At 70.4% G+C, this 22,918-nt stretch carries 23 protein-coding genes; 14 read left to right on the top strand and 9 right to left on the bottom strand.

The window, feature by feature from the left end; genetic code table 11:
• Positions 1-48 precede the first annotated feature (48 nt).
• Together AYO52_RS14545 and AYO52_RS14550 are read left to right on the top strand one after the other, a co-directional pair.
• On the top strand, positions 49-1,425 hold the full coding sequence (locus AYO52_RS14545) for a TrkH family potassium uptake protein (protein ID WP_067718843.1): 1,377 nt from the start codon (positions 49-51) through the stop codon (positions 1,423-1,425).
• Entirely contained in the window at positions 1,418-2,098 is a 681-nt protein-coding gene (locus AYO52_RS14550; RefSeq protein WP_067718846.1) for a TrkA family potassium uptake protein, read from the top strand. The genes AYO52_RS14545 and AYO52_RS14550 overlap by 8 nt, the downstream gene beginning before the upstream one ends.
• 75 nt (positions 2,099-2,173) lie before the next feature.
• Here the strand turns inward: AYO52_RS14550 and AYO52_RS14555 are convergent, their stop codons facing one another.
• Entirely contained in the window at positions 2,174-2,887 is a 714-nt protein-coding gene (locus AYO52_RS14555; RefSeq protein ID WP_067718848.1) for a thiamine phosphate synthase, read from the bottom strand.
• A complete protein-coding gene (thiM, locus tag AYO52_RS14560) occupies positions 2,884-3,786 on the bottom strand; it encodes a hydroxyethylthiazole kinase (protein ID WP_082924050.1) in 903 nt (300 codons plus the stop codon). The genes AYO52_RS14555 and thiM overlap by 4 nt, the downstream gene beginning before the upstream one ends.
• A gap of 71 nt (positions 3,787-3,857) precedes the next feature.
• Here thiM and AYO52_RS14565 point away from each other — a divergent pair, with 71 nt between their 5' ends.
• The 3 genes from AYO52_RS14565 to AYO52_RS14575 all read left to right on the top strand — a co-directional run bounded on the left by AYO52_RS14565 (position 3,858) and on the right by AYO52_RS14575 (position 7,013).
• Complete coding sequence (locus tag AYO52_RS14565; protein ID WP_067718851.1) at positions 3,858-4,871, top strand: LLM class flavin-dependent oxidoreductase; 1,014 nt, start codon at positions 3,858-3,860, stop codon at positions 4,869-4,871.
• 92 nt (positions 4,872-4,963) lie between these two features.
• On the top strand, positions 4,964-6,166 hold the full coding sequence (locus AYO52_RS14570) for an acyl-CoA desaturase (protein ID WP_067718854.1): 1,203 nt from the start codon (positions 4,964-4,966) through the stop codon (positions 6,164-6,166).
• Between the two features lie 22 nt (positions 6,167-6,188).
• Positions 6,189-7,013 carry a thioesterase family protein gene (locus AYO52_RS14575; RefSeq protein WP_067718856.1) on the top strand — a complete coding sequence of 275 codons (825 nt, stop codon included), beginning with the start codon at positions 6,189-6,191 and terminating at the stop codon, positions 7,011-7,013.
• A gap of 127 nt (positions 7,014-7,140) precedes the next feature.
• Here AYO52_RS14575 and AYO52_RS14580 read toward each other — a convergent pair whose 3' ends face one another.
• The gene (locus tag AYO52_RS14580) at positions 7,141-8,796 is read right to left on the bottom strand and encodes a DEAD/DEAH box helicase (RefSeq protein WP_067718859.1); all 1,656 of its coding nucleotides are present in this window, start codon (positions 8,794-8,796) and stop codon (positions 7,141-7,143) included.
• 247 nt (positions 8,797-9,043) lie between these two features.
• Between AYO52_RS14580 and AYO52_RS14585 the strand changes: the two genes are divergently transcribed.
• Positions 9,044-10,600, top strand: a complete 1,557-nt coding sequence (locus tag AYO52_RS14585; protein WP_082924051.1) for an adenylate/guanylate cyclase domain-containing protein — start codon at positions 9,044-9,046, stop codon at positions 10,598-10,600.
• A gap of 6 nt (positions 10,601-10,606) precedes the next feature.
• Here the strand turns inward: AYO52_RS14585 and AYO52_RS14590 are convergent, their stop codons facing one another.
• Entirely contained in the window at positions 10,607-11,341 is a 735-nt protein-coding gene (locus tag AYO52_RS14590) for an LmeA family phospholipid-binding protein (RefSeq protein ID WP_067718862.1), read from the bottom strand.
• 86 nt (positions 11,342-11,427) lie between these two features.
• Between AYO52_RS14590 and AYO52_RS14595 the strand changes: the two genes are divergently transcribed.
• The 3 genes from AYO52_RS14595 (at position 11,428) to AYO52_RS14605 (ending at position 13,532) form a co-directional block, all read left to right on the top strand.
• On the top strand, positions 11,428-11,988 hold the full coding sequence (locus AYO52_RS14595) for a type 1 glutamine amidotransferase domain-containing protein (RefSeq protein ID WP_067719144.1): 561 nt from the start codon (positions 11,428-11,430) through the stop codon (positions 11,986-11,988).
• 13 nt (positions 11,989-12,001) lie between these two features.
• A complete protein-coding gene (locus tag AYO52_RS14600) occupies positions 12,002-13,015 on the top strand; it encodes a glycosyltransferase (protein ID WP_067718865.1) in 1,014 nt (337 codons plus the stop codon).
• A gap of 238 nt (positions 13,016-13,253) precedes the next feature.
• On the top strand, positions 13,254-13,532 hold the full coding sequence (locus AYO52_RS14605; protein ID WP_067718868.1) for a WhiB family transcriptional regulator: 279 nt from the start codon (positions 13,254-13,256) through the stop codon (positions 13,530-13,532).
• A 60-nt stretch (positions 13,533-13,592) separates the two neighbouring features.
• Here the strand turns inward: AYO52_RS14605 and AYO52_RS14610 are convergent, their stop codons facing one another.
• Positions 13,593-14,057, bottom strand: a complete 465-nt coding sequence (locus AYO52_RS14610; RefSeq protein WP_067718870.1) for a hypothetical protein — start codon at positions 14,055-14,057, stop codon at positions 13,593-13,595.
• 2 nt (positions 14,058-14,059) lie between these two features.
• Positions 14,060-15,298 carry a fatty acid desaturase gene (locus AYO52_RS14615; protein WP_067718873.1) on the bottom strand — a complete coding sequence of 413 codons (1,239 nt, stop codon included), beginning with the start codon at positions 15,296-15,298 and terminating at the stop codon, positions 14,060-14,062.
• A gap of 114 nt (positions 15,299-15,412) precedes the next feature.
• On the opposite strand from AYO52_RS14615, the gene AYO52_RS14620 reads away from it, so the two are divergent.
• From AYO52_RS14620 to AYO52_RS14635, 4 genes are all read left to right on the top strand, one after another.
• A complete protein-coding gene (locus AYO52_RS14620; RefSeq protein WP_067718874.1) occupies positions 15,413-16,147 on the top strand; it encodes an amino acid ABC transporter ATP-binding protein in 735 nt (244 codons plus the stop codon).
• 57 nt (positions 16,148-16,204) lie between these two features.
• Entirely contained in the window at positions 16,205-17,023 is an 819-nt protein-coding gene (locus AYO52_RS14625) for a glutamate ABC transporter substrate-binding protein (protein WP_067718877.1), read from the top strand.
• A 113-nt stretch (positions 17,024-17,136) separates the two neighbouring features.
• Positions 17,137-17,799: an amino acid ABC transporter permease gene (locus AYO52_RS14630; protein ID WP_067718880.1), complete on the top strand. Its 663-nt coding sequence runs from the start codon at positions 17,137-17,139 to the stop codon at positions 17,797-17,799.
• Entirely contained in the window at positions 17,796-18,626 is an 831-nt protein-coding gene (locus AYO52_RS14635; protein ID WP_067718882.1) for an amino acid ABC transporter permease, read from the top strand. The genes AYO52_RS14630 and AYO52_RS14635 overlap by 4 nt, the downstream gene beginning before the upstream one ends.
• Positions 18,627-18,764: 138 nt before the next feature.
• On the opposite strand, the gene AYO52_RS14640 is transcribed toward AYO52_RS14635, so the two are convergent.
• The 3 genes from AYO52_RS14640 to AYO52_RS14650 all read right to left on the bottom strand — a co-directional run bounded on the left by AYO52_RS14640 (position 18,765) and on the right by AYO52_RS14650 (position 20,691).
• A complete protein-coding gene (locus tag AYO52_RS14640) occupies positions 18,765-19,541 on the bottom strand; it encodes an SDR family NAD(P)-dependent oxidoreductase (RefSeq protein WP_067718885.1) in 777 nt (258 codons plus the stop codon).
• Positions 19,542-19,601: 60 nt separating this feature from the next.
• On the bottom strand, positions 19,602-20,024 hold the full coding sequence (locus AYO52_RS14645) for a VOC family protein (RefSeq protein WP_371517884.1): 423 nt from the start codon (positions 20,022-20,024) through the stop codon (positions 19,602-19,604).
• An 85-nt stretch (positions 20,025-20,109) separates the two neighbouring features.
• On the bottom strand, positions 20,110-20,691 hold the full coding sequence (locus tag AYO52_RS14650; protein ID WP_067719146.1) for a maleylpyruvate isomerase N-terminal domain-containing protein: 582 nt from the start codon (positions 20,689-20,691) through the stop codon (positions 20,110-20,112).
• Positions 20,692-20,799: 108 nt separating this feature from the next.
• On the opposite strand from AYO52_RS14650, the gene htpG reads away from it, so the two are divergent.
• Positions 20,800-22,872: a molecular chaperone HtpG gene (htpG, locus tag AYO52_RS14655; RefSeq protein WP_067718890.1), complete on the top strand. Its 2,073-nt coding sequence runs from the start codon at positions 20,800-20,802 to the stop codon at positions 22,870-22,872.
• The last annotated feature ends 46 nt before the right edge of the window (positions 22,873-22,918 follow it).

The raw sequence follows: 22,918 nt of genomic DNA on the forward strand, positions 1-22,918 counted from the left end.
TCCCGCACCAACTGTGGCCGACGCGGCGGCCGGGATTACCCTCTCGGCATGGTCTCGACGATTCCGGGGGTCCTGTCCTCGGGCGCGCAGGCAGCCCGGGCGTTCACCTACAGTTCCCCGGCGCGCTCGGCGCTCCTGGCGTTCGCCGCGGCGATCGTGGTCTTCACGGTGCTGCTGATGATGCCCTGGGCCACCTCCTCGGGAGAGCACGCGCACCTGCACGACGCGGTGTTCACCGCCACCTCCGCCGTGTCGGTGACCGGCCTGACCACCGTTGACACCGCGACCCACTGGTCCACGGCCGGGCAGGTGGTGATCCTCGCGGGCATCCAGCTCGGTGGCCTGGGGATCGTCACGATCTCCTCCCTGTTGGCGCTCTCGGTGACCCGGCAGTTCGGGGTGCGTACCCGGCTGCTCGCCCAGACGGGCGTGTCGGCGGGTGGGCTGGGCGAGGTCCGATCGCTGATCAAGACCATCGTCGTCTCGTCCGCCCTGGTGGAACTCGTGATCGCGCTCATCCTCGCGCCCCGGTTCATCGCCCAGCAGGGCACGTTCGGGGACGGGCTGTGGCGCGCGGTGTTCTACGCGGTGTCGGCGTTCAACAACGCCGGGTTCGTCCTCCACCCCGACGGCCTGGCCTCCGTCGCCGACGACCCCGTCGTGTTCTGGGCGCTGATCTGCGCCGTGTTCCTGGGCAGTCTGGGCTTCCCCGTCCTGTTGGTGCTGTGGAAGCACCAGTGGCACCTGGGACGCTGGAACCTCCACACCCGCCTCACGGTCGAGGTCAGCGTGCTGCTCATGCTCGTCGGCGCACTCGGGTTCGCCGCGCTCGAGTGGAGCAACGGGGCCACCCTCGGTGGCGAGGGCGTGGTCGACAAACTGCAGCACTCGGTGTTCGCGTCGGTGATGATGCGCTCCGGGGGATTCGCCATCATGGACCCCGTCGACACGACCGCGTCGACCATGCTCATCACCGACGCCCTGATGTTCGTGGGGGGCGGTTCGGTCTCGACCGCCGGCGGCGTCAAGGTCACCACCCTGGCCGTCATCTTCCTGGCCTTCCTCGCCGAGGCCCGGGGCCGGGAGGACGCCACGGCACACGGGCGCGCGCTGCCCACCTCGTCGATCCGGGTCGCGGTGTCCGTGGCCGGGATGGGGCTCACGCTGGTCGCCGGATCCGCCCTGGCCCTGATGATCCTCACCGGTGAGGATCTCGGACGCCCCCTGTTCGAGTCCATCTCCGCCTTCGCCACCTGCGGGTTGAGTTCAGGTCTCAGCGCCGAACTCGAGCCGGCGGGGGTGTACCTTCTGTCCGGGCTGATGTTCGCCGGACGAGTCGGCATCATCACCTTCGCCACCGCGCTGACCATGCGAGCAAAGCGGACCAGGTATCGCCTACCCACAGAGAGGCCGATCATTGGCTGATCGCACCCGCCGCCAGTCCCCAGTCCTCATCATCGGCCTGGGCCGGTTCGGCGTCTCCCTCGCCACCCAACTCGTCGGCCAGGGCCGGGAGGTCCTCGCGGTCGAACGCGACCACGGACTCGTCCAGAGGTACGCCGACTCCCTGACCCACGTGGTGGAAGCCGACGCCACCGACCTCGAGGCACTCCAACAGCTCGGGGCCCAGGACTTCTCCACCGCCGTCGTCGGCGTGGGCACCTCTATCGAGTCGTCCGTGCTGGTCGCGGTGAACCTCGTCGACCTGGGGATCGAGCAGGTCTGGGCCAAGGCGATCAACCAGGCCCACGGCAAGATCCTCACCCGCATCGGATGCGACCACGTGGTGTTCCCCGAGCACGACGCCGGCGTCCGCGTGGCCCACCTGGTGGCCAACCAGATGATGGACTTCATCGAGTTCGACGAGGACTTCGCCATCGTCAAGATGCGGCCACCACGGGACGTCATCGGCAAGTCGATCGACTACTGCCACCCGCGCAAGCGTCACAAGGTCAACATCGTCGGCATCAAGGCCCCGGGCAGCCCGTTCCAGTACGCCCAGCCGGAGACCATCATCGGCCCGGACGACGTCATCATCGTGTCCGGCCACGTCCGCGACCTGGAGCGGTTCGCGGACTTCTCCGAGCGCAAGAGATAACCAGCGCCACGCGCCCGGAAGGCCGGGCCGGGTCGGACCTGAGCCCCGGGCCCGCATCCTGCACCCGTGCCCGGATCAGCGGCGTGCGGCGTCCCAGCGGGCGAGCAGGTCGGCGGCCGCGGCCCGCGGGTCGGGGGCGGCCATGATCGACGAGACCACGCAGACCCCGTCCAGCTCGGTGGCGGCCAACCGCGCGACGGTCAGGGGCGTGACCCCGCCGATGCCCACCGCGCGGATGCCCGCGTCGGTCCCGCCGGTGACGCCCCCGGCTCGACGGTACGAGTGCGCGGCCCGGGCCAACCGGTCCGCACCCTCGGGACCGAGCGCCTCGGCGGTGTCGGTCTTGGTGGCCGTCGACCACACCGGGCTCACCCCGATCACGTCCGGTGCCGGTCCCGGCCCCGTCATCGCCGCGGCCAACTGCGCGTCCGACTCGATCGACAACCCCAGCATCAGCCCGCCCGGCAGCGCCGCGCGGGCCGCCGCGAACGGCACGTCCCGCTGGCCGATGTGCAGGTGCAGTCCCAGCTCCCGCGCGACGTCGAGACGATCGTTGACGAACACCGGCACGTCACGGCCCGTCTCGGTGCACGCCCGCGCGACGGACTCGGCGACGGCGGCGGCGTGTGTGGCGAACTCGTCGTCGTCGCACTCCTTGTCCCGCACCTGGACCACACCCACCCCGCCCAGCACCGCCTCGTGGACGATCCACGGCACCGCGTCGCGCCCGCCGCCCAGGTGGGGGTCGGTCACCAGGTAGAGCCGCCAGTCGACACCGGCGCCGCTCACGCCTCCGACACCGTGACCAGGCCCGCGATCTCCTCCGGGGTCAGCGTGTACAGGGCGTCGAGCCACGCCACCGCGAAGCTGCCCGGGCCCGCGGCGGCGCGCGCGGCGACCGTCCCCGCGGCGCCCGCGTGGGCGTGAGCGGCGACCACCGCGTCGTGGTCCGCGATCCCGGCCGACCGCGCCGCCCCGAGATAGGCCGCCGTGAGCGCGCCGAGGGCGCAGCCGGTGCCGATGACCTTCTGCAGCAGCGGGTGACCCGACTCGACCCACGTGGTGCGGGTGGGAGGCGCGGCTTCGCCGCGGTGGCCGGGGTGATGGGTGACGACGAGGTCCCGCGGCCCCGTCACGGCGACCACGGCCCCCGACCGGGCCGAGAGGTCCCGGGCAGCGGACTCGGCGGCGACGACATCCTCCGTGGAATCCACGCCCCGGCCGCCCGCCCCCGTGCCGGCGAGCGCGATGGTCTCCGACGCGTTCGCCCGGATCGCGGCCGGCCCGGCCTCCAGCCAGTCGGTGGCCAGCCCCGTCCGCAGGACCAGACCGCCGACCGCCACCGGGTCCAGCACCCACGGGGTGCCGGCGGCGCGGGCGGAGGCGATCGCGGCGTGCATGCCCTCGACCTGCTCGGCCGTCGGGTTGCCGACGTTGATGAGTACGCCGGAGGCGATGGCGGCGAAGTCGGAGGCCTCGTCGGGGTGGTCGACCATCGCGGGCGCCGCCCCGGCGGCGAGCAGCACGTCCGCGGTGATCTGCCGGACCACCGAGTTGGTCAGGCAGTGCACGAGCGGGCCGGTCTCGCGCATGACGGTCACGAGGCGGGCGAGGTCGACGGGACGGCCGGCGGGGCTGTCGGGGCCGTCGGTGGGGTTGTCGGTGGGGCGGTCAGCGGCGGGGGACATGCCCCCCAGTCTGCCGCCCCCGCCCGGGCGCCAACAGGAATAGCCTGCCGGGGGACCGGGTTGCACGGGGCATGACCTCCCCCCAGTCCGGTGCTGCCCTGCCTCTGTCCGTCATCGACTTCGCGACCGTCCGCCCCGGCCAGAGCATCGGGGAGGGACTGCAGGATTCGGTGGCGCTGGCGCAGAAGGCGGAGGAACTGGGCTACGAGCGGGTCTGGTACTCCGAGCACCACAACATGCCGTCCATCGCCTCCTCGGCGCCGGCGGTACTCATGGCGCACATCGCCTCGCAGACCGAGCGGATCCGGCTCGGCTCCGGCGGCGTGATGCTGCCCAACCACTCCCCGATCGTGATCGCCGAGCAGTTCGGCACCCTCGCCGAGCTGCACCCCGGACGCATCGACCTCGGCCTGGGGCGCGCCCCCGGCACCGACCCGCAGACCCTGCGTGCACTGCGCCGCGAGCCGTCGGCGGCCGAGAACTTCCCCGACGACGTCCGCGAGCTGCAGGCGTTCCTCGGCGACTCGCCCTCCGACTTCGCCCGCACGCGCGGGATCGCCGCCATTCCCGGGCGGGGCACCAAGGTGCCGCTGTACATCCTGGGCTCGTCCCTGTTCGGCGCGCAGCTCGCCGCCGCCTACGGGCTGCCGTACGCGTTCGCCTCGCACTTCGCGCCCGACGCCCTCGAGCAGGCCTCGCAGGTCTACCGCGAGCGCTTCCAGCCCAGCGAGCAGCTGGCAGAGCCGTACATGATTGCCGCCGTCAACGTGGTGGCGGACGACGACACCGAGCGGGCCGAGCGCGAACTGCAGTGGTACCGCCGCCAGCGGGTCAAGCTCATGGCCGGCCGCGGGCGAGAGTTCTCCGACGAGGAACTCGACATGATCATGGAGTCCGCCGGCGGTCGCCAGATTCTGCACATGATCCACTACACGGCGGTCGGCGACGGGCCGGCGGTGCGCGAGTACCTCACCGACTTCGCGCGCACCGCGGGGGCCGACGAACTCATGATCGCGCCGGTGGGATCGACGGTCGAGCGGGTCCACGGCTCCCTGGAAGTGTTGCGGCGCGCCTGGAGTGACTGACGTGGTCGGATCGGGTGCCCTTGATCACGAAAGCAGGGCTGCCGGACCCGCAGCCGTAGCCGCGGGCACCCGAACCGGCCTATCCTGGATGTATGGCGATCTCCGATGTCGGCGAATACGCCCACCTCAGCTCCGACCAGATAGAGGAGCTCGGGCGGGAGCTCGACGCTGTCCGCGCCGAGGTCATCGCCTCCCGCGGTGAGCGCGACTACCGCTACATCCACAGCATCATCAAACTCCAGCGAGGCCTGGAGTTCGGTGCCCGCGCGCTGCTGTACCTCGGCGCCCGCAACCGCACCGTGTGGGCCCTCGGGACCGGCACACTCGCCGTGGCCAAGATCCTCGAGAACATGGAACTCGGCCACAACATCATGCACGGCCAGTGGGACTGGATGAACGATCCGGAGATCCACTCGACCAACTGGGAGTGGGACCTCGTCGGCAGCTCCGCCGACTGGAAGCACACCCACAACTACCTGCATCACAAGTACACCAACATCGTCGGCATCGATGACGACGTCGGGTTCGGTGTCCTGCGCGTGACCCGCGACATCCCCTGGGAGCCCCGGTTCGCCGGGAACGTCCTCGTCAACGCCGTCCTCATGCTCGGCTTCGAGTGGGGGATCGGCCTGCAGGCTGTCGACACGGCCGACGCGTTCGACCGCGAGGCGTCCCCTGCCGACCGCCGCCGCGCCCGCGCGTTCCTGCGCAAGGCCGGCCAGCAGATCCTCAAGGACTACATCCTGTTCCCGGTGCTCGCCGGACCGAGCGGCCGCCAGGCCCTCACCGCCACGATCACGGCCAACATCATCCGCAACATCTGGACCAACGCCGTGATCTTCTGCGGGCACTTCCCCGACGGTGCCGAGAAGTTCACCATGGACGACATCGAGACCGAGACGCAGGCGGAGTGGTACCTGCGGCAGATGCTCGGCAGCGCCAACCTCGACGGCGGCCCGGCGATGAACCTCATGTCCGGCAACCTGTCGTTCCAGATCGAACACCACATGTTCCCGGACCTGCCGTCCAACAGGTACTCGGAGATCTCGCTCAAGGTCCGCGAACTGTGCGAGCGCTACGACCTGCCGTACGTCAGCGGGCCGCTGTGGAAGCAGTACCTGCAGTCATGGCGCACCATCGCGCGGCTGTCACTGCCGGACCGTTTCCTCCGCCGCACCGCCGACAACGCCCCGGAGACCCGCAGCGAGAAGATGTTCGCCCTCGGGCCGCGCATGCCCGGCCTGGCCACCGCGCTGGCCGGGGTCCGGAAGGGACGCGCCCACCAGAGCCGCTGACCCCCGGTGACAGAATGACCGCATGTCGCTGACGAGCATGTTGGAGGCCGCCGCGCGCGGCGGGACCGTCGAGGTCGAGCAGGGTTGGACGCAGGGCAGGGCGATCTTCGGGGGCCTGACCGGCGCCCTGCTGCTGGCCGCGATGAAGGGGTGCCTGCGTAGTCGGGATACCGGAGACGGCTCGGCCCCCGTCGTCCACCCGCTGCGGTCGATCACCGTGTCGTTCATCGGCCCCGCGACGACCGGCCCCGTTGAGGTCGACGCCGAGATCCTGCGCGTGGGCTCCAACGTCGTCCAGTGCCAGGCGACCGTTCGGCAGGAGGGCGCGATCGTCGCGACCGCGCTGGCCGCCTTCGGCAAGCACCGGCAGTCGTCGATCTCGGTCGCGCCCGCCCATCCGATGCCTGCGCTGGGCGATCCGACGGCGATCGAGGCGTTCCCCTACATCGAGAAGCTGACTCCGGAGTTCTACCAGTTTGTCGAGCTGCGGCAGGTCGGCGGCCAGTTGCCGTTCTCCGGTTCCGAGACGGCCGACCTGTCCGGGTGGGCGTCACTGCGCGAGGCCCCGGAGCGGTTCGAGGAGGAGCACCTGGTGGTGTTGGCCGACGCGTGGCCGCCGGCTCCCATCCAGATGCTCGACGGCTTCGCGCCCGGCAGCAGCCTGACGTGGACGCTGGAGCTGATCGCCGAGGTGGGCCCGGAGGCGTTCCCGGCCGAGTCGATCCTCGGCTACGCCGCCGCCACCGATGCCGCCCGCGACGGCTACGCGCACACCCACGCGATGCTGTGGCGGCCGGACGGCGAGCTGGCGGCGATCAGCCGGCAGACCATCACCGTCTTCGGCTGACCGGCGCCCCAACGCCAAAATCCGCTACTCGAAATCCGGATCGGCTAGTCCGATTGGAGTAGCCGATCCGGATTCCGAGTAGCGGATTTCCGGGAGGGGAGGGGAGGGGAGGGCGGCTCCCCTCGGGTCAGCCGGCGGTGCGGGTGGAGCGGCGACGCTGGTCGCTGCGGGGCCGCCCGGCCGCCTGGCCGACCGACTGGCGTGCGCCGGAGCCCTGGGTCGCGGAACCCTGGCCGCCCGAGCGCTGCCCGCCCGAGCCCCGGGTGCCGGAGCCCTGACGTGCGGAGCCCTGGCGGGGCGCACCGTGGGCGTCGGCGGTCTGGGGACGACGACGACGAGCGCCGCCGGTGCCGGAGCCCTGTTGATCACGGCCACCGCGTTCTGAACCACCGCGCTCCGAACCACCGCGTTCTGAACCACCACGGCCGGCGCCGTCCCGGCTCTGGCCGCCGTCGCGACCCTGCCCGCCGCTGCGGCTCTGCTCGCCGTCACGGCCCTGACCGCCACCGCGGCCCTGACGCTGCTGGTTCTGGTTCTGACGGCCCTGGCCGCGGCTGCGACGGGCCTGCCCGCGAACGGACTGGCCCTCGGCGCCGTCGTCGGACGGCACGTGCGCGGGCGGCTCCGGGGCGTCGGCCAACGCGACGGCGGCATCGGCGCCGATGGGCAGCTCGATCTCGCCGGCGGTGACCCCGGCCGCGCGCAGCAGCGACCGCACCTCGCGCACCTGGTCGGAGGTGGCGACGGTCACGACGGTGCCGATGGCGCCCGCGCGGGCGGTGCGGCCCGAACGGTGGACGTAGGCCTTGTGCTCGGCCGGCGGATCGGCGTGGACGACCAGCCCGACGTCGTCGACGTGGATGCCGCGGGCGGCGATGTCGGTGGCCACGAGCACGGTCGCGGCACCGGAGGAGAACGCGTCGAGGTTACGCACGCGGGCGTTCTGCGACAGGTTCCCGTGCAGGTCCACGCTCACGACGCCGCGGCCGGTGAGCTGCTTCGCGAGACGCTTGGCACCGTGCTTGGTGCGGGTGAACATCACGGTCCGCGGGTGCGCCACGGCCAGGTCGGCCAGCGCGCGGACGCGGTCGTCGGCGTCGACGCGCACCACGTGGTGGGCGGTCGGGCCGGAGGTGGCGGTGCCGTCGTCGACCGAGTGGTCCACGGGATCGGTGAGGAACTTGGTGACCAGCTTCTGGACGCCGGAGTCCAGGGTCGCGGAGAACAGCAGTCGCTGCGCACCGGACGGGGTCGCCGCGAGGATGCGGGTGACGCCGGGCAGGAAGCCCAGGTCGGCCATGTGGTCGGCCTCGTCCAGCACGCTGATCTCGATCGAGTCCATGCGGCAGTGCTTCTGTCCCATGAGATCCTCGAGTCGACCCGGGCAGGCCACGACGATGTCGACGCCACGATTGAGCGCCTCGACCTGACGGCCCTGGGAGACGCCGCCGAAGATGACGGTGGTCTTCAGGCCCATGGAGGTCGCCAGCGGCTCGAGGGTCTCGTTGATCTGCCGGGCGAGCTCACGGGTCGGCGCCAGGATCAGCCCACGCGGGGAGTTGCGGGCGCGGCGGCCGCCGGACGCGGCGAGGCGGGCGACCAGCGGGATGCAGAACGCGTAGGTCTTGCCGGAGCCGGTGCGGCCCCGGCCCAGCACGTCACGGCCGGTCAGTGCGTCCGGCAGCGTGGCCGACTGGATGGGGGTGGGGGTGGTGATCCCCGCGCTGCCGAGAACGTCGAGCAGGGGGGAAGGAACGCCGAGATCGGCGAAAGAACGTGACAAGGGAGAAGGCTCCGTACATAGAGAATGGCGTCTTGCCCGGCGCGCTCGCGGGGAGTCGCATCCACTTCGGTGAGCGATGCGCCCGGTGCGCGACCACGGGGAGGTCGACAACCGCACGGCCCGAGGCAAGAGTGGTGCGGGCCGTCCGAGGACCACCCTACGCGTAGCGGGCCCCACACCCCAGCCCCGCGGCCCGGGTGTGACGAGGGCATCACTATCGCCTCCCCGTGGTGGCACGATACGAGGCGTGCGAATAGACCTGTCCCTGCTGCGTCGACCGGAACTGGGGTCGGTGCTTCTCGGCCGGGAGGAGGAGTCCGCCCGCCTTCGCGCGCTGCGCGTCCGGATCCTGCTGGTCCTGACCCTGCTCGCCTCCAACCTGGTGGGCGTCGCGGTGGCCGTGGTGCTGGTCTTCTTCGTGCTGCCGGGCCCGGCGGTGCTGTCGCGGGAGTTCCTCGTCCCCTCGGTGATCGTGGTGCCCGTCTACGTGACGATGGCGATCATCGTGGGCACGATCTGGGTGACCGGCGCCGTCTACCGCCGGGTCCGGTGGTTCCTCGACGGGCGGGACCCCACCGATCGCGAGCGGGTCGCGACGCTGCGCCTGCCCGGCCGCGTCACCGTCATCCAGGCGTTCCTGTGGCTGCTCGGCGCGGCCGTGGTCACCCCCGCGTACGGCGTGGTCGACCCGTCCTCGATCCCGGTGGTCGGGTTCACGATCGTCTTCGCCGGGATGGTCGTGTGCGGCGCCGCGTTCCTGCTCGCCGACTTCGGCCTGCGGCCCGTGGCGGCGGTCGCACTGTCCACGGGCCGCGCACCGCGGACCCGGCTCCTCGGCGCCATGACGCGGCTCCGGGTGGCGTGGGCCCTGGGTAGCGGGGTGCCCGTCACGGGCCTGATCATCGTCGCGATCTACACACTCGCGGGTCGCGCCCTGTCGCTGGAACGCCTCGCCGTCGTCGTCATCGTCCTGGGCGCCACGTCCCTCCTGGCCGGGTTCCTCCTCATCTCCCTCGCGACGGGCTCGATGATCGCCCCGCTGCGCAGCGTCCGGTGGGCGATGCAGGACATCAGCGACGGCACCCTGTCACGGCGGGTGGTGGTCTACGACGCCACCGAGCTCGGTGAGCTGCAGCGCGGGTTCAACGAGATGGCCTCGGGGCTGCAGGAACGCGAACGGCTGCGCGACCTGTTCGGTCGACACGTCGGTCGCGACGTCGCGGAGGCCGCGGAGCTCGACGATCCCGAGCTGGGCGGGCGCGACTCCCGCGTCGGCGTGGTGTTCGTCGACCTCATCGGCTCGACCGAGATGGCCGTGCGGTCCGAGGCCGGCGAGGTGGTGGACGTGCTCAACCGGTTCTTCTCCGTGGTCGTGGAGACCGTGGAGGAGTACGACGGCATCGTCGACAGTTTCCTCGGCGATGCCGCGCTCGTCGTGTTCGGCGCGCCCCGGTCGATGGCGGACCCGGCGACCGCGACCCTGGCCTGCGCGCGGGTGCTGGCCGAGCGCCTGCCCGCGCGGGTGCCGGACTGCCGCGCCGGCATAGGGGCGTCCTACGGGGACGTCGTGGCCGGGTACGTGGGCTCGGACGACCGCTTCGAGTACACCGTCATCGGCGACGCCGTGAACGAGGCCTCGCGGCTGTGCGAGCTGGCCAAGGAGCAGCCCGGCCTGGTGCTGGCCTCCGGCGTGGCGGCCGACGCCGCCGCGGAGTCCGAGCGTGGCCGCTGGCAGGAGGTCGGGTCCGAGGTGGTGCGCGGCCGCACCGAGCCCACGCGGCTGTGCGCGCCGGCGACCGACTGACCACCCCTAGCGCAGCACCACGTCACGCCCGCCGAGCATCACCTCGAGGCCGTCGTCCACCACGCGCGCGTCCTCGATCACCACACCCTCGGGCAGTGAGGCCATCGTCGTGTCGACGGTGCCGGTGATGCCGGAGAACAGCCCGTCCGGCAGCGGGAACCCCAGCAGCGAGGTCTGCTGCGGCGTGAGCGTGAGCTGCCCGTCGTTCACCCCGGGCTGCACCCCGATCTCCGCGATGCCGCCGATGTCGGCGCGCAGCAGGCCGGCCGGTGCGTCGGGGCGCACCGAGCGCACCTCCGTCATGCCCGCGATCGGCGAGCCCTCCGCTGGGTTGCCCTCCGCGGCGGCCGCCGCGAGCTGGTCGGCGCTGAGTGTGGCGGTGCCGTCCGCGGACTCGGCGCGGATACCGCCGTCGACCTGCGAGACCGAGTAGCCGGTCACGTCGATCCGCGGCACGGTGGCGTCACCGGGGGAGGTCAGGCGGACCGTGCCCACGGCCTGCTGCGTGGCCAGGTCCCACAACACGGGGCTGGTCCCGAACTCCACGGACACCGGCGCCCCGAGCTCCGCCGACGCCTCGCGCTCGGCCCGGTCCGACAGGTACCAGCGCGCGCCGAACTCCGCGGCCACCACCAGACCCGCCAGAAGCAGGAGCAGCAGGACCAGCGAGCACCCGCACCCGCACCCACCGCGCCTATTGTCGCGACGCCCTCTGCGGTCCATCCGATCTCGTCTGCCCATGGGGGTATCGTGCCGGACCGGAGAAGCCGGGTCTACCGTCGCCGGACCGGTTGCGGCGCGGCGGGCAGGACCTCACGATCGGGATCATGACCGAGACACAGGATGCACTCACTGACACCCGTACCGTCGCCTTCCTCGTGGCCTCCGAGGGGATCGAGCGCGTCGAGCTCACCGAACCGTGGGACGCCGTCTCCGACGCCGGCTTCCGGCCGGTCCTCGTCAGCACGGAGGACGGCGAGGTCGGGCTGGTCGATCACCTCAGCCCGGCCGGCACCCGGCCCGTGGACCGCACGAGTGCGGACATCTCCGCGGCCGACGTGGACGTGCTCGTCCTGCCCGGCGGCGTCGCGAACCCGGACGCCCTGCGCGGGGACCAGCACGCGGTGACCCTCGTGCGCGAGATGGTCGAGGCCGGCAAGCCGGTGTTCGCGATCTGCCACGCGCCGTGGGTCCTCATCGAGGCGGACGTGGTGCGCGGCCGGAAGGTCACCTCCTTCCCGAGCCTGCGGACCGACCTGGTCAACGCCGGCGCGGAGTGGGTCGACTCCGAGCTCGTCAGCGACGACGGGGTCTTCACGAGCCGCCGGCCCGACGATCTCCCGGCCTTCTGCGAGGCGCTCGTCGGCGCCGCCCGGGGGTCGGCCTAGGGGCGACCGGGCGATGATCGGCGTGTACGTCCACAACCGTGGACGGGGGCACCTGCACCGGGTGCTGCCGGTCGTCGCCGCGCTCCGCGACCGGGGCGACGAGGTCACGATGCTCGTCACCGGCCCCTTCGACGACACCCAGCGTCCCCCCGGGACCCGCGTGGTCCACCTGCCGACAGAGCCGGACGCACGGACCGGGCCCGCCGCCGCGCACGCGGCCGGACCGCCGGCGCGGGACGAGATCACCCTCGCCGCCCGTCGTGCCGCCGTGGCGTGGATGGACCGTGAACGCCCCCGCGCGCTGTGGGTCGACGGCTCCCCGGCGATGTCGCTGGCCGCCCGCATGACCGGTACACCCATGGTGAGCACCCTTCCCCCGGGCGTGCGCGACGACGAACCGCATCTGCTGCGGTGCCGGGCGGCCGAGAGGCTCATCGCCGCCTGGCCGCCGGGCGTGCACCGCGAGACCGTGGCGCGGGCGGAGAAGCGGGTGAGCGAGATCGGGGGCGTCTCTCGGTTCGAGCGACGCGGACGCGAGGAGCGGGCTCGTCGTCGCCCCCGTGTCGTCCACCTCAACGCCTCCGGCACCGGCGGTGACCACCGCTTCTGGCGCGCCGTGCGGGCCACCGCGGCGGAGCTGGGCGTGACGGACTGGGTGGAGTTGGGCGGGCCCGACGGCGAGTGGCACTCCGACCCCTGGCCCGTGCTGAGCTCTGCGAACGTCGTGGTGACCGGCGCGGGTCAGGCGTCCGTCGCCGACGCGGCCTGCGCCGATGTGCCGCTGGTCGTCGTCCCCGGGAAGCACGAGTACGGCGAACACGACGCCACCGCCGAGGCGCTCGGCTCCATCCCCGGCGCGTCGGTCCTGCGCTACGGCGACGGCCCGACGGCGGTCGCGCGCGAGGTGCGCGCACAGGTGGACCGCGCCCTCGACGGCGAGGCCGCCGGGATCCGGTCGTGGTGGGGGGTGGACGGGGCGGCACACCGCGCCGCGGAGGTAATCCGGGCGACGACGACGACGAAGTAGGCCCCTTTTCGGGTGATCCACGCCACCCCACCACGCCTAGGCGTTTTCTCACGATGCCATCACGAAGGCTGATAACTGCTGCACACATGCCGTCCCCGGGGGCGATACTTCATCTCACGACCCCGAAAGTGCGGCGCGACGTCCCCGGAACCCTGACAGTATTGCGTCATCGACTGCGAACGACGAACTTTCAGGGCTCGAGGCAGGGCACTTCGCGAGGCGCAGGGACGGAGGATGAATGCCGAGATACAGGAACCTCGAACCCACCTCGGACTTCTGGTCCTGGCGTGACAACGCCGCGTGCATCGGGCACGAAGACCTGTTCTACAGCCTGGAGGAGGAGTCGAAGGGGGAGCGGCGCAAGAAGGAGGAGCAGGCCAAGTCGGTCTGCGCCACGTGCCCGGTCTTCGATACCTGTCGGCAGTTCGCCCTCAATTCCGGTGAACTCTACGGAGTGTGGGGCGGACTCACCGAGGCCGAGAGGCACAGGATCTCCGGCCGCCACCGCACCGGCTGACGACCCGGGCGGCGAGTCGGCGGCCGTGTACCCGGGTGGCAGGCTGGCGGTCCGCGGGACCTAGTTGCGATCCCGCGGGGTGGCCTCGTGCCCCCGGCGGCCGCCGCTCCGGTTGGCCTCCTTCATCTCCGCCTCGTGGACATGCCGTCGTCCTCCGGTGAGCTCGTCGCGCACCGCACTGTCCAGGGCGCGGGCCGTGCTCCAGAACCCGTCGTCGAACTCCTCGACGATCTGGAACGTCCAGCGCCCGTGCAGGACGTTGACCCCCACCATCTCCTCACGGATGCGCGCGGCGAGCTCGGACCGGCCGGCATCGTCCAGCTGGTCGGCGGCCTCCTGGAAGAGGATGTCCGCCCGGCCGATCAGCTGGTGCAGGTCGTACAGGTGTCCGCGGGCGCGCTCGATGTACTCCATCGCCTCGCCGACGGTCCCGGCCGCCTCGATCTCGGCGTCGGTCGCGCCGTCGGGTCGGCGATGCGTCCCGTCGACGCTCGGGGTCCGGTCGCCGGGTCCCGGGCCTGCCACGCTCAGACCGTCCGGGTCAGACGGCGGAGCTGGTCGGGGTCGGTGTGGTGCTTGAGCGCGGTGACCAGGCCGGAGCGCGGACCCACGGCGTCGTCGTAGGTCGTCGGCTCGCCGGCGAACATCTTCTCCGAGCGGGTCTCCGGCGCGTCGTCCGGCGTGGCCTTGAGGAACCGGTTCGGGAGCGAGAGCTTGGCGATGGTGCGCCAGGACTGCCAGTACTGCTTGTACAGCGGCCCGGTGGTGTACGGCAGGTCCCACCGCCGGCAGACGTCCTGGACCTTCTCCGAGAGCTCCGCGTACCGGTTCGACGGGAGCGTCGGGAAGAGGTGGTGCTCGATCTGGAACGACAGGTTGCCGGACATGAAGTGTGTGAGCTTACTGCCGGTGAAGTTCGCGGAGCCGAGCATCTGGCGCAGGTACCACTGCGCCTGCGTCTCGGACTCGAGATCGTCGAGCGTGAACTTGTCGGCGCCGTCCGGGAAGTGGCCACAGAAGATCACGGCGTTGGACCACAGGTTGCGGATGATGTTCGCGGTCATGTTGGCGCTCATGGTGGACTTCCAGTTGGGCCCCGACAGCAGCGGGAACCACACGTAGTCCTTGCCCACCTGGCGCCGGGCCTTGCGGAGGAACTGGCCGATCCGCTTCTTGCGCTCGGCCCGCCCGGAGGAGTTGATCGTCGCCGGCGCGATCTCCAGGTGCTGGACGCCGACGCCCCACTGGAAGGCGAGGGCGAGGATCGTGTTCCACACCAGGTTGAGCGAGTTCGCCGGGTGCCACGGTTGGTCGCGGGTCACCCGCACCACGCCGTACCCGACGTCGTCGTCCATGCCGACGATATTGGTGTACTTGTGGTGGTGGTAGTTGTGGGTGGCCTTCCAGTGCTCGGACGTGCCGACGATGTCCCACTCCCAGGAGCTGGAGTGGATGACCGGGTCGTTCATCCAGTCCCACTGCCCGTGCATCACGTTGTGCCCGAGCTCCATGTTCTCGATGATCTTCCCGGCCGCCAGTAGTCCGGTGCCCACCAGCCACGCGGGTCGGTACCCGGAGAAGAGGAGGACGACCCGGCCGCCGGTCACCAGTCCGCGCTGCAGGCGGATGGTGTTCTGCACGTAGCGGCGGTCGTCGTCCCCGAGGGAGTCGACGACCTCCTGGCGGATCGCGTCCAGTTCCTCACCGATGGCATCGACGTCCTCGGCGGAGAGATGGGCGTATTCCCTTACATCAGATATCGCCATGTAAGAACGGTACGTAGCGGTCAGCGTCATGTCGACCGTTCCGGGAAACCCGAACCGCGAACAACTACTGCCGAGTTGGCCGGTAAGTGTTCACCGGACCTTTATGATCCCACCATGGCTCTCGTCGAGATCTCAGGCGTCAATAAGCACTTCGGTGACTTCCACGCGCTCAAGGACATCAACCTGTCCATCGAGCAGGGGGAGGTCGTCGTGGTGATCGGGCCCTCGGGCTCCGGGAAGTCGACGCTGTGCCGCACGATCAACCGGCTCGAGACCTTCGAATCCGGCTCCATCACCATCGACGACAAACCGCTGCCCGAGGAGGGCAAGGCGCTGGCGAGACTGCGGGCCGACGTCGGGATGGTGTTCCAGTCGTTCAACCTGTTCGCGCACAAGACGATCCTCGAGAACGTGACGCTGGGCCCCATCAAGGTCCGCAAGCAGTCCAAGTCGGAGGCCGAGAAGCGCGCGATGGAACTGCTCGAGCGAGTCGGTGTCCACGAGCAGTCGTCCAAGTACCCGGCGCAGTTGTCCGGTGGCCAGCAGCAGCGGGTGGCGATCGCCCGGTCGCTGGCGATGGACCCCAAGGTCATGCTCTTCGACGAGCCGACGTCCGCCCTGGACCCGGAGATGATCAACGAGGTCCTCGACGTGATGACGGGGCTGGCCAAGACCGGTATGACCATGGTCGTGGTGACCCACGAGATGGGCTTCGCCCGCAAGGCGGCCGACCGCGTGATCTTCATGGCGGACGGGGAACTGGTCGAACAGGCCACCCCGGAGGAGTTCTTCACCAATCCGCAGAGCGCCCGGGCCAAGGACTTCCTGTCCAAGATCCTCACCAACTAGTCGGGCCCGTCCGCGGACCCGAACGAGACCCATCCACCCATCCCACGAGGAGAACCCATGAACATCCGACGGATCGGAGCGGCCACGGCGGCCGTCGCCCTGGCACTCGGCGTGAGCGCGTGCGGTAGCGACGATGGCGGCGGCGAGGACCAGCTCAAGGTCGGCATCAAGTTCGACCAGCCGGGACTCGGGCTGAAGGAGGGCAACGACTACACCGGCCTCGACGTCGACGTGGCGCGCTACATCGCCGACAAGCTCGGGACCCCCGAGGACGAGATCGAGTGGGTGCAGGCCCCCAGCGCCCAGCGCGAGACGCTGCTGGAGACCGGTCAGGTCGACATGATCGTGGCCACCTACTCCATCACCGACTCCCGCAAGGAGAAGGTCGGATTCGCCGGCCCGTACTTCATCGCCGGCCAGGACCTGCTGGTCCGCTCCGACGACGACTCGATCACCGGTCCCGATTCCCTCGACGGCAAGCGTCTGTGCTCGGTCACCGGGTCGACCTCGGCCCAGACGGTCAAGGAGCAGGTGCCGGGTGTGAACCTGCAGGAGTTCGGCACGTACTCGGAGTGTGTCTCGGCACTGGTGTCCGGCGCGGTCGACGCCCTGACCACGGATGACACGATCCTCGCCGGATACGCCGCCCAGGACCAGTACCAGGGCCAGCTCGAGGTGGTCGGGGAGCCGTTCTCCGAGGAGCGGTACGGCGTCGGCATCGCCAAGGGTGACACGGAGATGTGCGAGCAGATCAACGAGGCCATCCGCGAGATGATCTCCGACGGCAGCTGGGACACGGCCGTCGAGGAGAACCTCGGCGCCGCCGGCTTCACCCCGGGCGAGGGCAACCCGCCCGAGCCGGAGGCCTGCGCCTGATCTGATCCGACCCGGCCGGATCGGCACCCGATCCGGCCGACCACCGCCTCCCTCCCCGCGCCGACCCACCGGCGCGGGGAGGAGGGCGGGCACCTCACCACGGAAGGTGGACCATGGGCGACATCTTCGCCGACTACGACGTCCTCGGGGCGGTCTGGGTGACGATCCAGCTCTCGGTCCTGGGCACCATCGGGGCCATGGTCCTGGGGACGATCATCGCCGTCCTGCGCGTGTCCCCGGTGGCTGTCCTGCGCGGCCTCGGTACCTCGTACGTCAACACGTTCCGGAACCTCCCGCTGACGTTGCTGATGGTCTTCAGCATCCTGGGGTTGTCCTTCATCCTCCAGCTGTCGGTCTCGGACGACTTCGCCCGCAACGCCTTCTGGTGGGCCGCGATCATGTTGGCCGTCTACCACGCCGCGTATGTCTGCGAGGCCCTGCGCTCCGGCGTCAACACCGTCCCGGTGGGGCAGGCGGAGGCCGCCCGCTCGATCGGTCTGGCCTTCGGCCAGTCCATGCGAGAGGTCATCCTCCCGCAGGCGTTCCGCGGGTCCATCGCCCCGCTGGGGTCGGTGGTCATCGCACTGATCAAGAACTCCACCGTCGCGGCGGTCATCGGCGTCGGGGACTCCGCCGGCCTGCTCCAGGTCATCACGGAGAACGAGGGCGCGAGCCTGCTGACGTTCTTCTTCTTCGCCATGGTCTTCGTGGTCCTCACCCTCCCGATCGGACTGTGGACCACCTCCCTCTCCCGGAAGCTGTCGGTGAAGCGATGAGCACACAGGCGGTACTTTTCGACGTACCCGGCCCCAAGGCCCGGCTGCGGCACAGGATCCTCACCGCTGTCGGCGTGGTCCTCGTGGTCGCCATCGCCTACGTCATCTATCTCCAGTTCGAGAAGGCCGGCCAGCTCAAGGCCTTCATGTGGGAACCGTTCGTCACCGACCCCGAGGTGTGGACGTCCTACCTCATCCCGGGCCTCAAGGGGACGTTCACGGCGGCGGCGATCTCCATCGTGCTCGCCGTGGTCTTCGGACTGCTCTTCGGCATGGGGCGGCTCTCGCCGTTCGCACCGTTGCGCTGGTTCTGCAGCGTGATCGTGGAGTTCTTCCGCTCCGTGCCCGTGCTGCTGATGATGGTCTTCGCCTACTTCGGCTACTTCGCCACCTCCGACATCGTGCCCAACCAGCACGCGCCGCTCGCCGCCGTCGTCACCGCGCTCACCCTCTACAACGGCGCGGTCATCGCCGAGCTCGTCCGCTCGGGTGTCCACGGACTGCCCGCGGGGCAGTCCGAGGCGGGACTGGCCGTGGGCCTCACCCCGGGGCAGGTGCTGCGCTCGATCCAGCTCCCCCAGGCACTCACGGCGATGCTCCCGGCCCTCGTCGGCCAACTCGTCGTCGTCCTCAAGGACTCCGCACTGGGCTACGGCATCACCTACCTGGAGCTGCTCAACTGGTCCAAGACCCTGGGCTCGGCGTACGCGAACACCGTCCCCGCCTACATCGTGGCGGGCATCCTGTTCATCCTCGTCAACTACACACTCACCAAGTTCGCCGTGTACCTCGAGGGCCGGATGAAGAAGCGCCGCGCGAAGGCCTGACCCGCGCCCACACCGTCGAAAGCCCGCACCGTCGAGAACCGCACCGTCGAAAAGGACGTTCCGCGCACATCGCCCGAGAGGGGAGTGCGCGGAACGTCCTTTTCGATGCCCGGGGGCGTGGTCGATTCCGGGGGCGTGCTACTTCGGTGGCATCCGGATGCCACCGTCGACGCGGATGGTCTCCGCGTTCATGTACGGGTTGGTGAGCAGCTCCATGACCATGGACGCCAGCTCATCGCCCGAGCCGAGACGCTTCGGGAACAGGACATTCGAGCCGAGGTTGGCCTTGAACGCCTCCGAGTCCGGGCCCTCGCCGTAGATCGGGGTGTCGATGAGGCCGGGCGCCACGGTATTGAGGCGGATGCCGGCGGCCGACAGGTCGCGCGCGACGGGCAGGGTCAGGCCGACGATGCCGCCCTTCGAGGCGGAGTAGGCGGCCTGGCCGATCTGGCCGTCGAACGCGGCGACGGAGGCCATGTTGACGATGGCGCCCTTCTGGCCGTCCTCGTCGGCCTCCTGCGTGCTCATCTTGGTGGCGGCCAGCCGCAGCATGTCGAACGAGCCGATGAGGTTGATGTCGATGACCTTGCGGAACGAGTCGATGTCGAAGGCCGACGAGTACTCACCGTCGCGGCCGATGGTGCGCTGCGCCCAGCCGATGCCGGCCGAGTTGACGAGGTAGCGCAGCGGACCGAGCTCGAGAGCGGCGGCGACGGCCTTCTCGTTCTGGTCGGTCTTGGTGACGTCGACGGAGACGAACACGCCTCCGACCTCGTTCGCCAGGGCCTCACCCTTCTCGGCATTGAGATCGGCGACGACGACCTTGGCGCCCTTGGCGGCGAGCTGACGGACGACGGCGGCGCCGATTCCCGACGCACCGCCCGTGACGATGGCACTTGCTCCAGAGATTTCCATGCCAGAACGGTAACAAGCACGAGCGCTGGATAAGGGTGGCTTGGCCGGGTCAGTGCGTAATCAGTCGCCGGTGCCCAGCACGACGACGTCCCAGCGGATGCCGAACCGATCGTGGACCTGCCCGTACCGGTCACCCCACGGGGCGACCTCGAACGCCATCGCCGTTTCGCCACCGCTCGAGGTGACCTTGTCCAGGAACGCACGGGCCTCGTCCTCGGTGTCGAATCCCAGCAGGAACGAGTAGACGTCGCTGCGCGGCTGCGGGAGGCTCTCGCCCATGGCGTCACCGCCGGTCAGGCTGATCCCGGGGGCCTCGAGGGTCGCGTGGGCGACCGAACCGTGCGGTGGGTCGAACGGGAAGTCCTCGGTGGAGGGGAACTGGTCGTAGGTCATCACCTCGAGCTTCCCGCCGAAGAGTTCCTGGTAGTAGGGGAACGCCTCCGCCGCGTTGGCGGGGAAGGAGATGTAGGGGACGCAGGTCATGGCCATTGTCGGAGTCTCTCGTCGTGGGCGACCGCGTGCCGGTGCTACCCGGTATACGCAACGCTAGACCCGTCTGCGGCGCCGGTCACGTTAATTCTGGGCGCCGTCCGGACAGCGCGAGCAGTCGGGCCCGAGAATCCGCCCCGAGCGTCACGGGGCTCGCCTCGGCGAGCACGTCGAACGACCGCATCAACTCCACCACGCTCCTGGCGTGGTCGAGGGTCCAGGCGGCGAGGTCCTCCGCCTCCGTCGACTCCCAGGTCGGGGGGTCGAGGTCGTGGGCGTGGACCAGGAGTTCGAAGACGCGCAGGGCGAGGAGGTCGCGGACCGGGATCTCGGCGAGCCGGTGCTGGACGATCGCGTCCGCGTCCCGGGCCCGCGCGAGTTCCCTGCGCAGACCCGCGGACGTGCGGTGCAGTGCGGGGATCGGCTTCTCACCGGCGTGGTCGGCGGTGCGGGTCCACTCGATCTCCGACTCCGGCAGCCGTGGGAAGTAGGCGGCGTAGCGCAGTCCACCGCCCAAGACGTGGTTGGCGCAGTCGCGGCGGGTCCATCCCGGGCAGGCCTCGCAGTCACCGTCGAGTCCGCCGGCGAGCGCGCGGCCGAACAGGGTGGTGGCCCGGTCGAGGACCGCGAGGTCCTCCGGGCTCAGCGGGGTCGGGGTCACGGGCACCTCACCTCCAGGAATGTCTGGGCTTCACACTAGGTTGACTGGGACGGTGTGAACAGATCGCGCCAGCCCTTCAGCCGTGACGAGAAAGGACCGATACCCGCCATGAGCCCGCAGACCTCCGGTGCAGCAGAGACCCGGGAGTTCCAGGCCGAGACCCGGCAGCTGTTGGATCTGATGATCCACTCGATCTATTCGAATCCGGACACCTTCCTGCGCGAGGTCATCTCCAACTCCTCGGACGCGCTGGACAAGCTCCGGTTGGCCGCGCTGCAGGATTCCTCGCTCGGCGCGGACACCTCGGATCTGCACATCGAGCTGATCCCGGATGCCGCCGCCCGGACGCTGACGATCCGCGACAACGGCATCGGCATGTCCCGCGACGAGGTGGTGGACCTCATCGGCACGCTCGCCAGGTCGGGCACCGGGCAGATGCGGGAGGCACTCTCCGCGGCCCGGGCGGCGCAGGAGTCCGGTGAGGTCTCGGAGCAGGCCACCGCGGACCTCATCGGTCAGTTCGGCATCGGCTTCTATTCGACGTTCATGGTCGCCGACACCGTCACGTTGGTCACCCGCAAGGCGGGCGAGAGTGTGGGGACGCGCTGGACGTCGAGCGGCGAGGACACGTACACGATCGAGGACGCCCCGGACGCTCCCCAGGGCACCTCGGTGATCCTGCAGCTCAAGCCGGCCGGTGGGGACGCGGCGCTTCCGGACTACGCCGAGGAGCACACGCTGCGCCGGGTGGTGCGCACCTACTCGGACTTCATCGCCTGGCCGATCCGCATGGACGTCGAGCGCCCGGCGCCGGAGTCGACGGATGAGGCCGGCGCAGACGATGCCGCAGACGATGCCGCCGCCGAGGACGCCGCGCCCGAGGCTCCCGGCACGGTCACCGAGACGGAGACGCTCAACTCCCAGAAGGCCCTGTGGACGCGGCCCCGCTCGGAGGTCACCGACGAGGAGTACGCCGAGTTCTACCGTCACGTCTCGCACGCGTGGGACGAGCCGCTGGAGACGATCACCCTCAAGGCGGAGGGCACGTTCGAGTACCAGGCGCTGCTGTTCCTTCCCACGCAGGTGCCGTTCGACCTGTTCTCCCCGGACACCAAACGTGGGGTGCAGCTCTACGTCCGTCGTGTCTTCATCATGGACGACTGTGAGGAGCTGGTCCCGCCGTTCCTGCGCTTCGTCAAGGGCATCGTCGACGCCCAGGACCTGTCGCTCAACGTCTCCCGCGAGATCCTTCAGCAGGACCGCCAGATCCGGGCGATCCGCAAGCGCCTGGTCAAGCGGGTGCTGCAGACGATCGAACAGATCAAGACCGACCGGCCGGAGGAGTTCCGCAGCTTCTGGGCCAACTTCGGTGCCGTCCTCAAGGAGGGACTGATCGCGGACGTCGACGCCCGCGAGCAGTTGCTCGCCGTGAGCACGTTCGCCTCCACGCGTCCCGCCCAGGCGGGCGCCGGGGACGCCGCGTCCGGATCGGACGAGGCCCCGCGCGAGGACGAGCGTGACGACGACGAGGTGGGCACCACCATCGCCGAGTACGTCTCCCGGATGGCCGACGGGCAGGAGGAGATCTACTACCTCACCGGGACGTCCCGCGCGGCGGTGGAGAACTCCCCGCACCTGGAGGCGTTCCGTGCCCGTGGTGTCGAGGTCCTCATCCTCACCGACCCGGTCGACGAGGTGTGGGTCGACGCGGTCGGCGAGGTCGACGGCAAGCGCCTGCGGTCGGTGGCCAAGGGTGACGTGGACCTGTCCGGCATCGGCTCGGAGAGCGAGGATCGCGAGGACGAGCCCGACGCGGCCGAGTTCGCCGACCTGCTCGCCTGGCTGGGCGAGGAGCTGTCGGACGAGGTCAAGCAGGTCCGCCTGTCGCACCGGCTCACCGAGTCGGCCGCGTGCATGGTGGGCGACGAGTTCGACATGACTCCGCAGCTCGAGGCCATGTACCGCGCTTCGGGCATGGAGTTGCCCACGAGCAAGCGGATCCTCGAGCTCAATCCCACGCACCCGCTGGTCGGGCGACTGCGCGAGCAGTACGCCTCGGATCCGTCGGCGCCCGGCCTGGCCGATACCGCCCGGCTGCTGTCGGGTGCGGCCGTCCTCGCGGAGGGCGGCACGTTGTCCGATCCGGCCGCGTTCGCCAAGTTGCTGGTCGACCGCATCTGACCTCGCCCCAGCGGCCCCTCGCGCCGCGCCGCTGGCCCGGCGGCCT

Source organism: Dietzia sp. 111N12-1 (assembly GCF_001658045.1).
Taxonomy (GTDB): Bacteria; Actinomycetota; Actinomycetes; order Mycobacteriales; family Mycobacteriaceae; genus Dietzia; species Dietzia kunjamensis.

Excerpts from the sequence above, each read along its gene's own strand:
- AYO52_RS14595 (WP_067719144.1), top strand. The coding sequence starts at position 11,428 with ATGACCGAGACACAGGATGCACTCACTGACACCCGTACCGTCGCCTTC.
- AYO52_RS14545 (WP_067718843.1), top strand. The coding sequence starts at position 49 with ATGGTCTCGACGATTCCGGGGGTCCTGTCCTCGGGCGCGCAGGCAGCC.
- AYO52_RS14645 (WP_371517884.1), bottom strand. The coding sequence starts at position 20,024 with ATGACCTGCGTCCCCTACATCTCCTTCCCCGCCAACGCGGCGGAGGCG.
- AYO52_RS14605 (WP_067718868.1), top strand. The coding sequence starts at position 13,254 with ATGCCGAGATACAGGAACCTCGAACCCACCTCGGACTTCTGGTCCTGG.
- AYO52_RS14590 (WP_067718862.1), bottom strand. The coding sequence starts at position 11,341 with ATGGGCAGACGAGATCGGATGGACCGCAGAGGGCGTCGCGACAATAGG.
- AYO52_RS14635 (WP_067718882.1), top strand. The coding sequence starts at position 17,796 with ATGAGCACACAGGCGGTACTTTTCGACGTACCCGGCCCCAAGGCCCGG.
- AYO52_RS14565 (WP_067718851.1), top strand. The coding sequence starts at position 3,858 with ATGACCTCCCCCCAGTCCGGTGCTGCCCTGCCTCTGTCCGTCATCGAC.
- htpG (WP_067718890.1), top strand. The coding sequence starts at position 20,800 with ATGAGCCCGCAGACCTCCGGTGCAGCAGAGACCCGGGAGTTCCAGGCC.
- AYO52_RS14570 (WP_067718854.1), top strand. The coding sequence starts at position 4,964 with ATGGCGATCTCCGATGTCGGCGAATACGCCCACCTCAGCTCCGACCAG.
- AYO52_RS14600 (WP_067718865.1), top strand. The coding sequence starts at position 12,002 with ATGATCGGCGTGTACGTCCACAACCGTGGACGGGGGCACCTGCACCGG.
- thiM (WP_082924050.1), bottom strand. The coding sequence starts at position 3,786 with ATGTCCCCCGCCGCTGACCGCCCCACCGACAACCCCACCGACGGCCCC.
- AYO52_RS14615 (WP_067718873.1), bottom strand. The coding sequence starts at position 15,298 with ATGGCGATATCTGATGTAAGGGAATACGCCCATCTCTCCGCCGAGGAC.
- AYO52_RS14625 (WP_067718877.1), top strand. The coding sequence starts at position 16,205 with ATGAACATCCGACGGATCGGAGCGGCCACGGCGGCCGTCGCCCTGGCA.
- AYO52_RS14630 (WP_067718880.1), top strand. The coding sequence starts at position 17,137 with ATGGGCGACATCTTCGCCGACTACGACGTCCTCGGGGCGGTCTGGGTG.
- AYO52_RS14640 (WP_067718885.1), bottom strand. The coding sequence starts at position 19,541 with ATGGAAATCTCTGGAGCAAGTGCCATCGTCACGGGCGGTGCGTCGGGA.
- AYO52_RS14575 (WP_067718856.1), top strand. The coding sequence starts at position 6,189 with ATGTCGCTGACGAGCATGTTGGAGGCCGCCGCGCGCGGCGGGACCGTC.
- AYO52_RS14620 (WP_067718874.1), top strand. The coding sequence starts at position 15,413 with ATGGCTCTCGTCGAGATCTCAGGCGTCAATAAGCACTTCGGTGACTTC.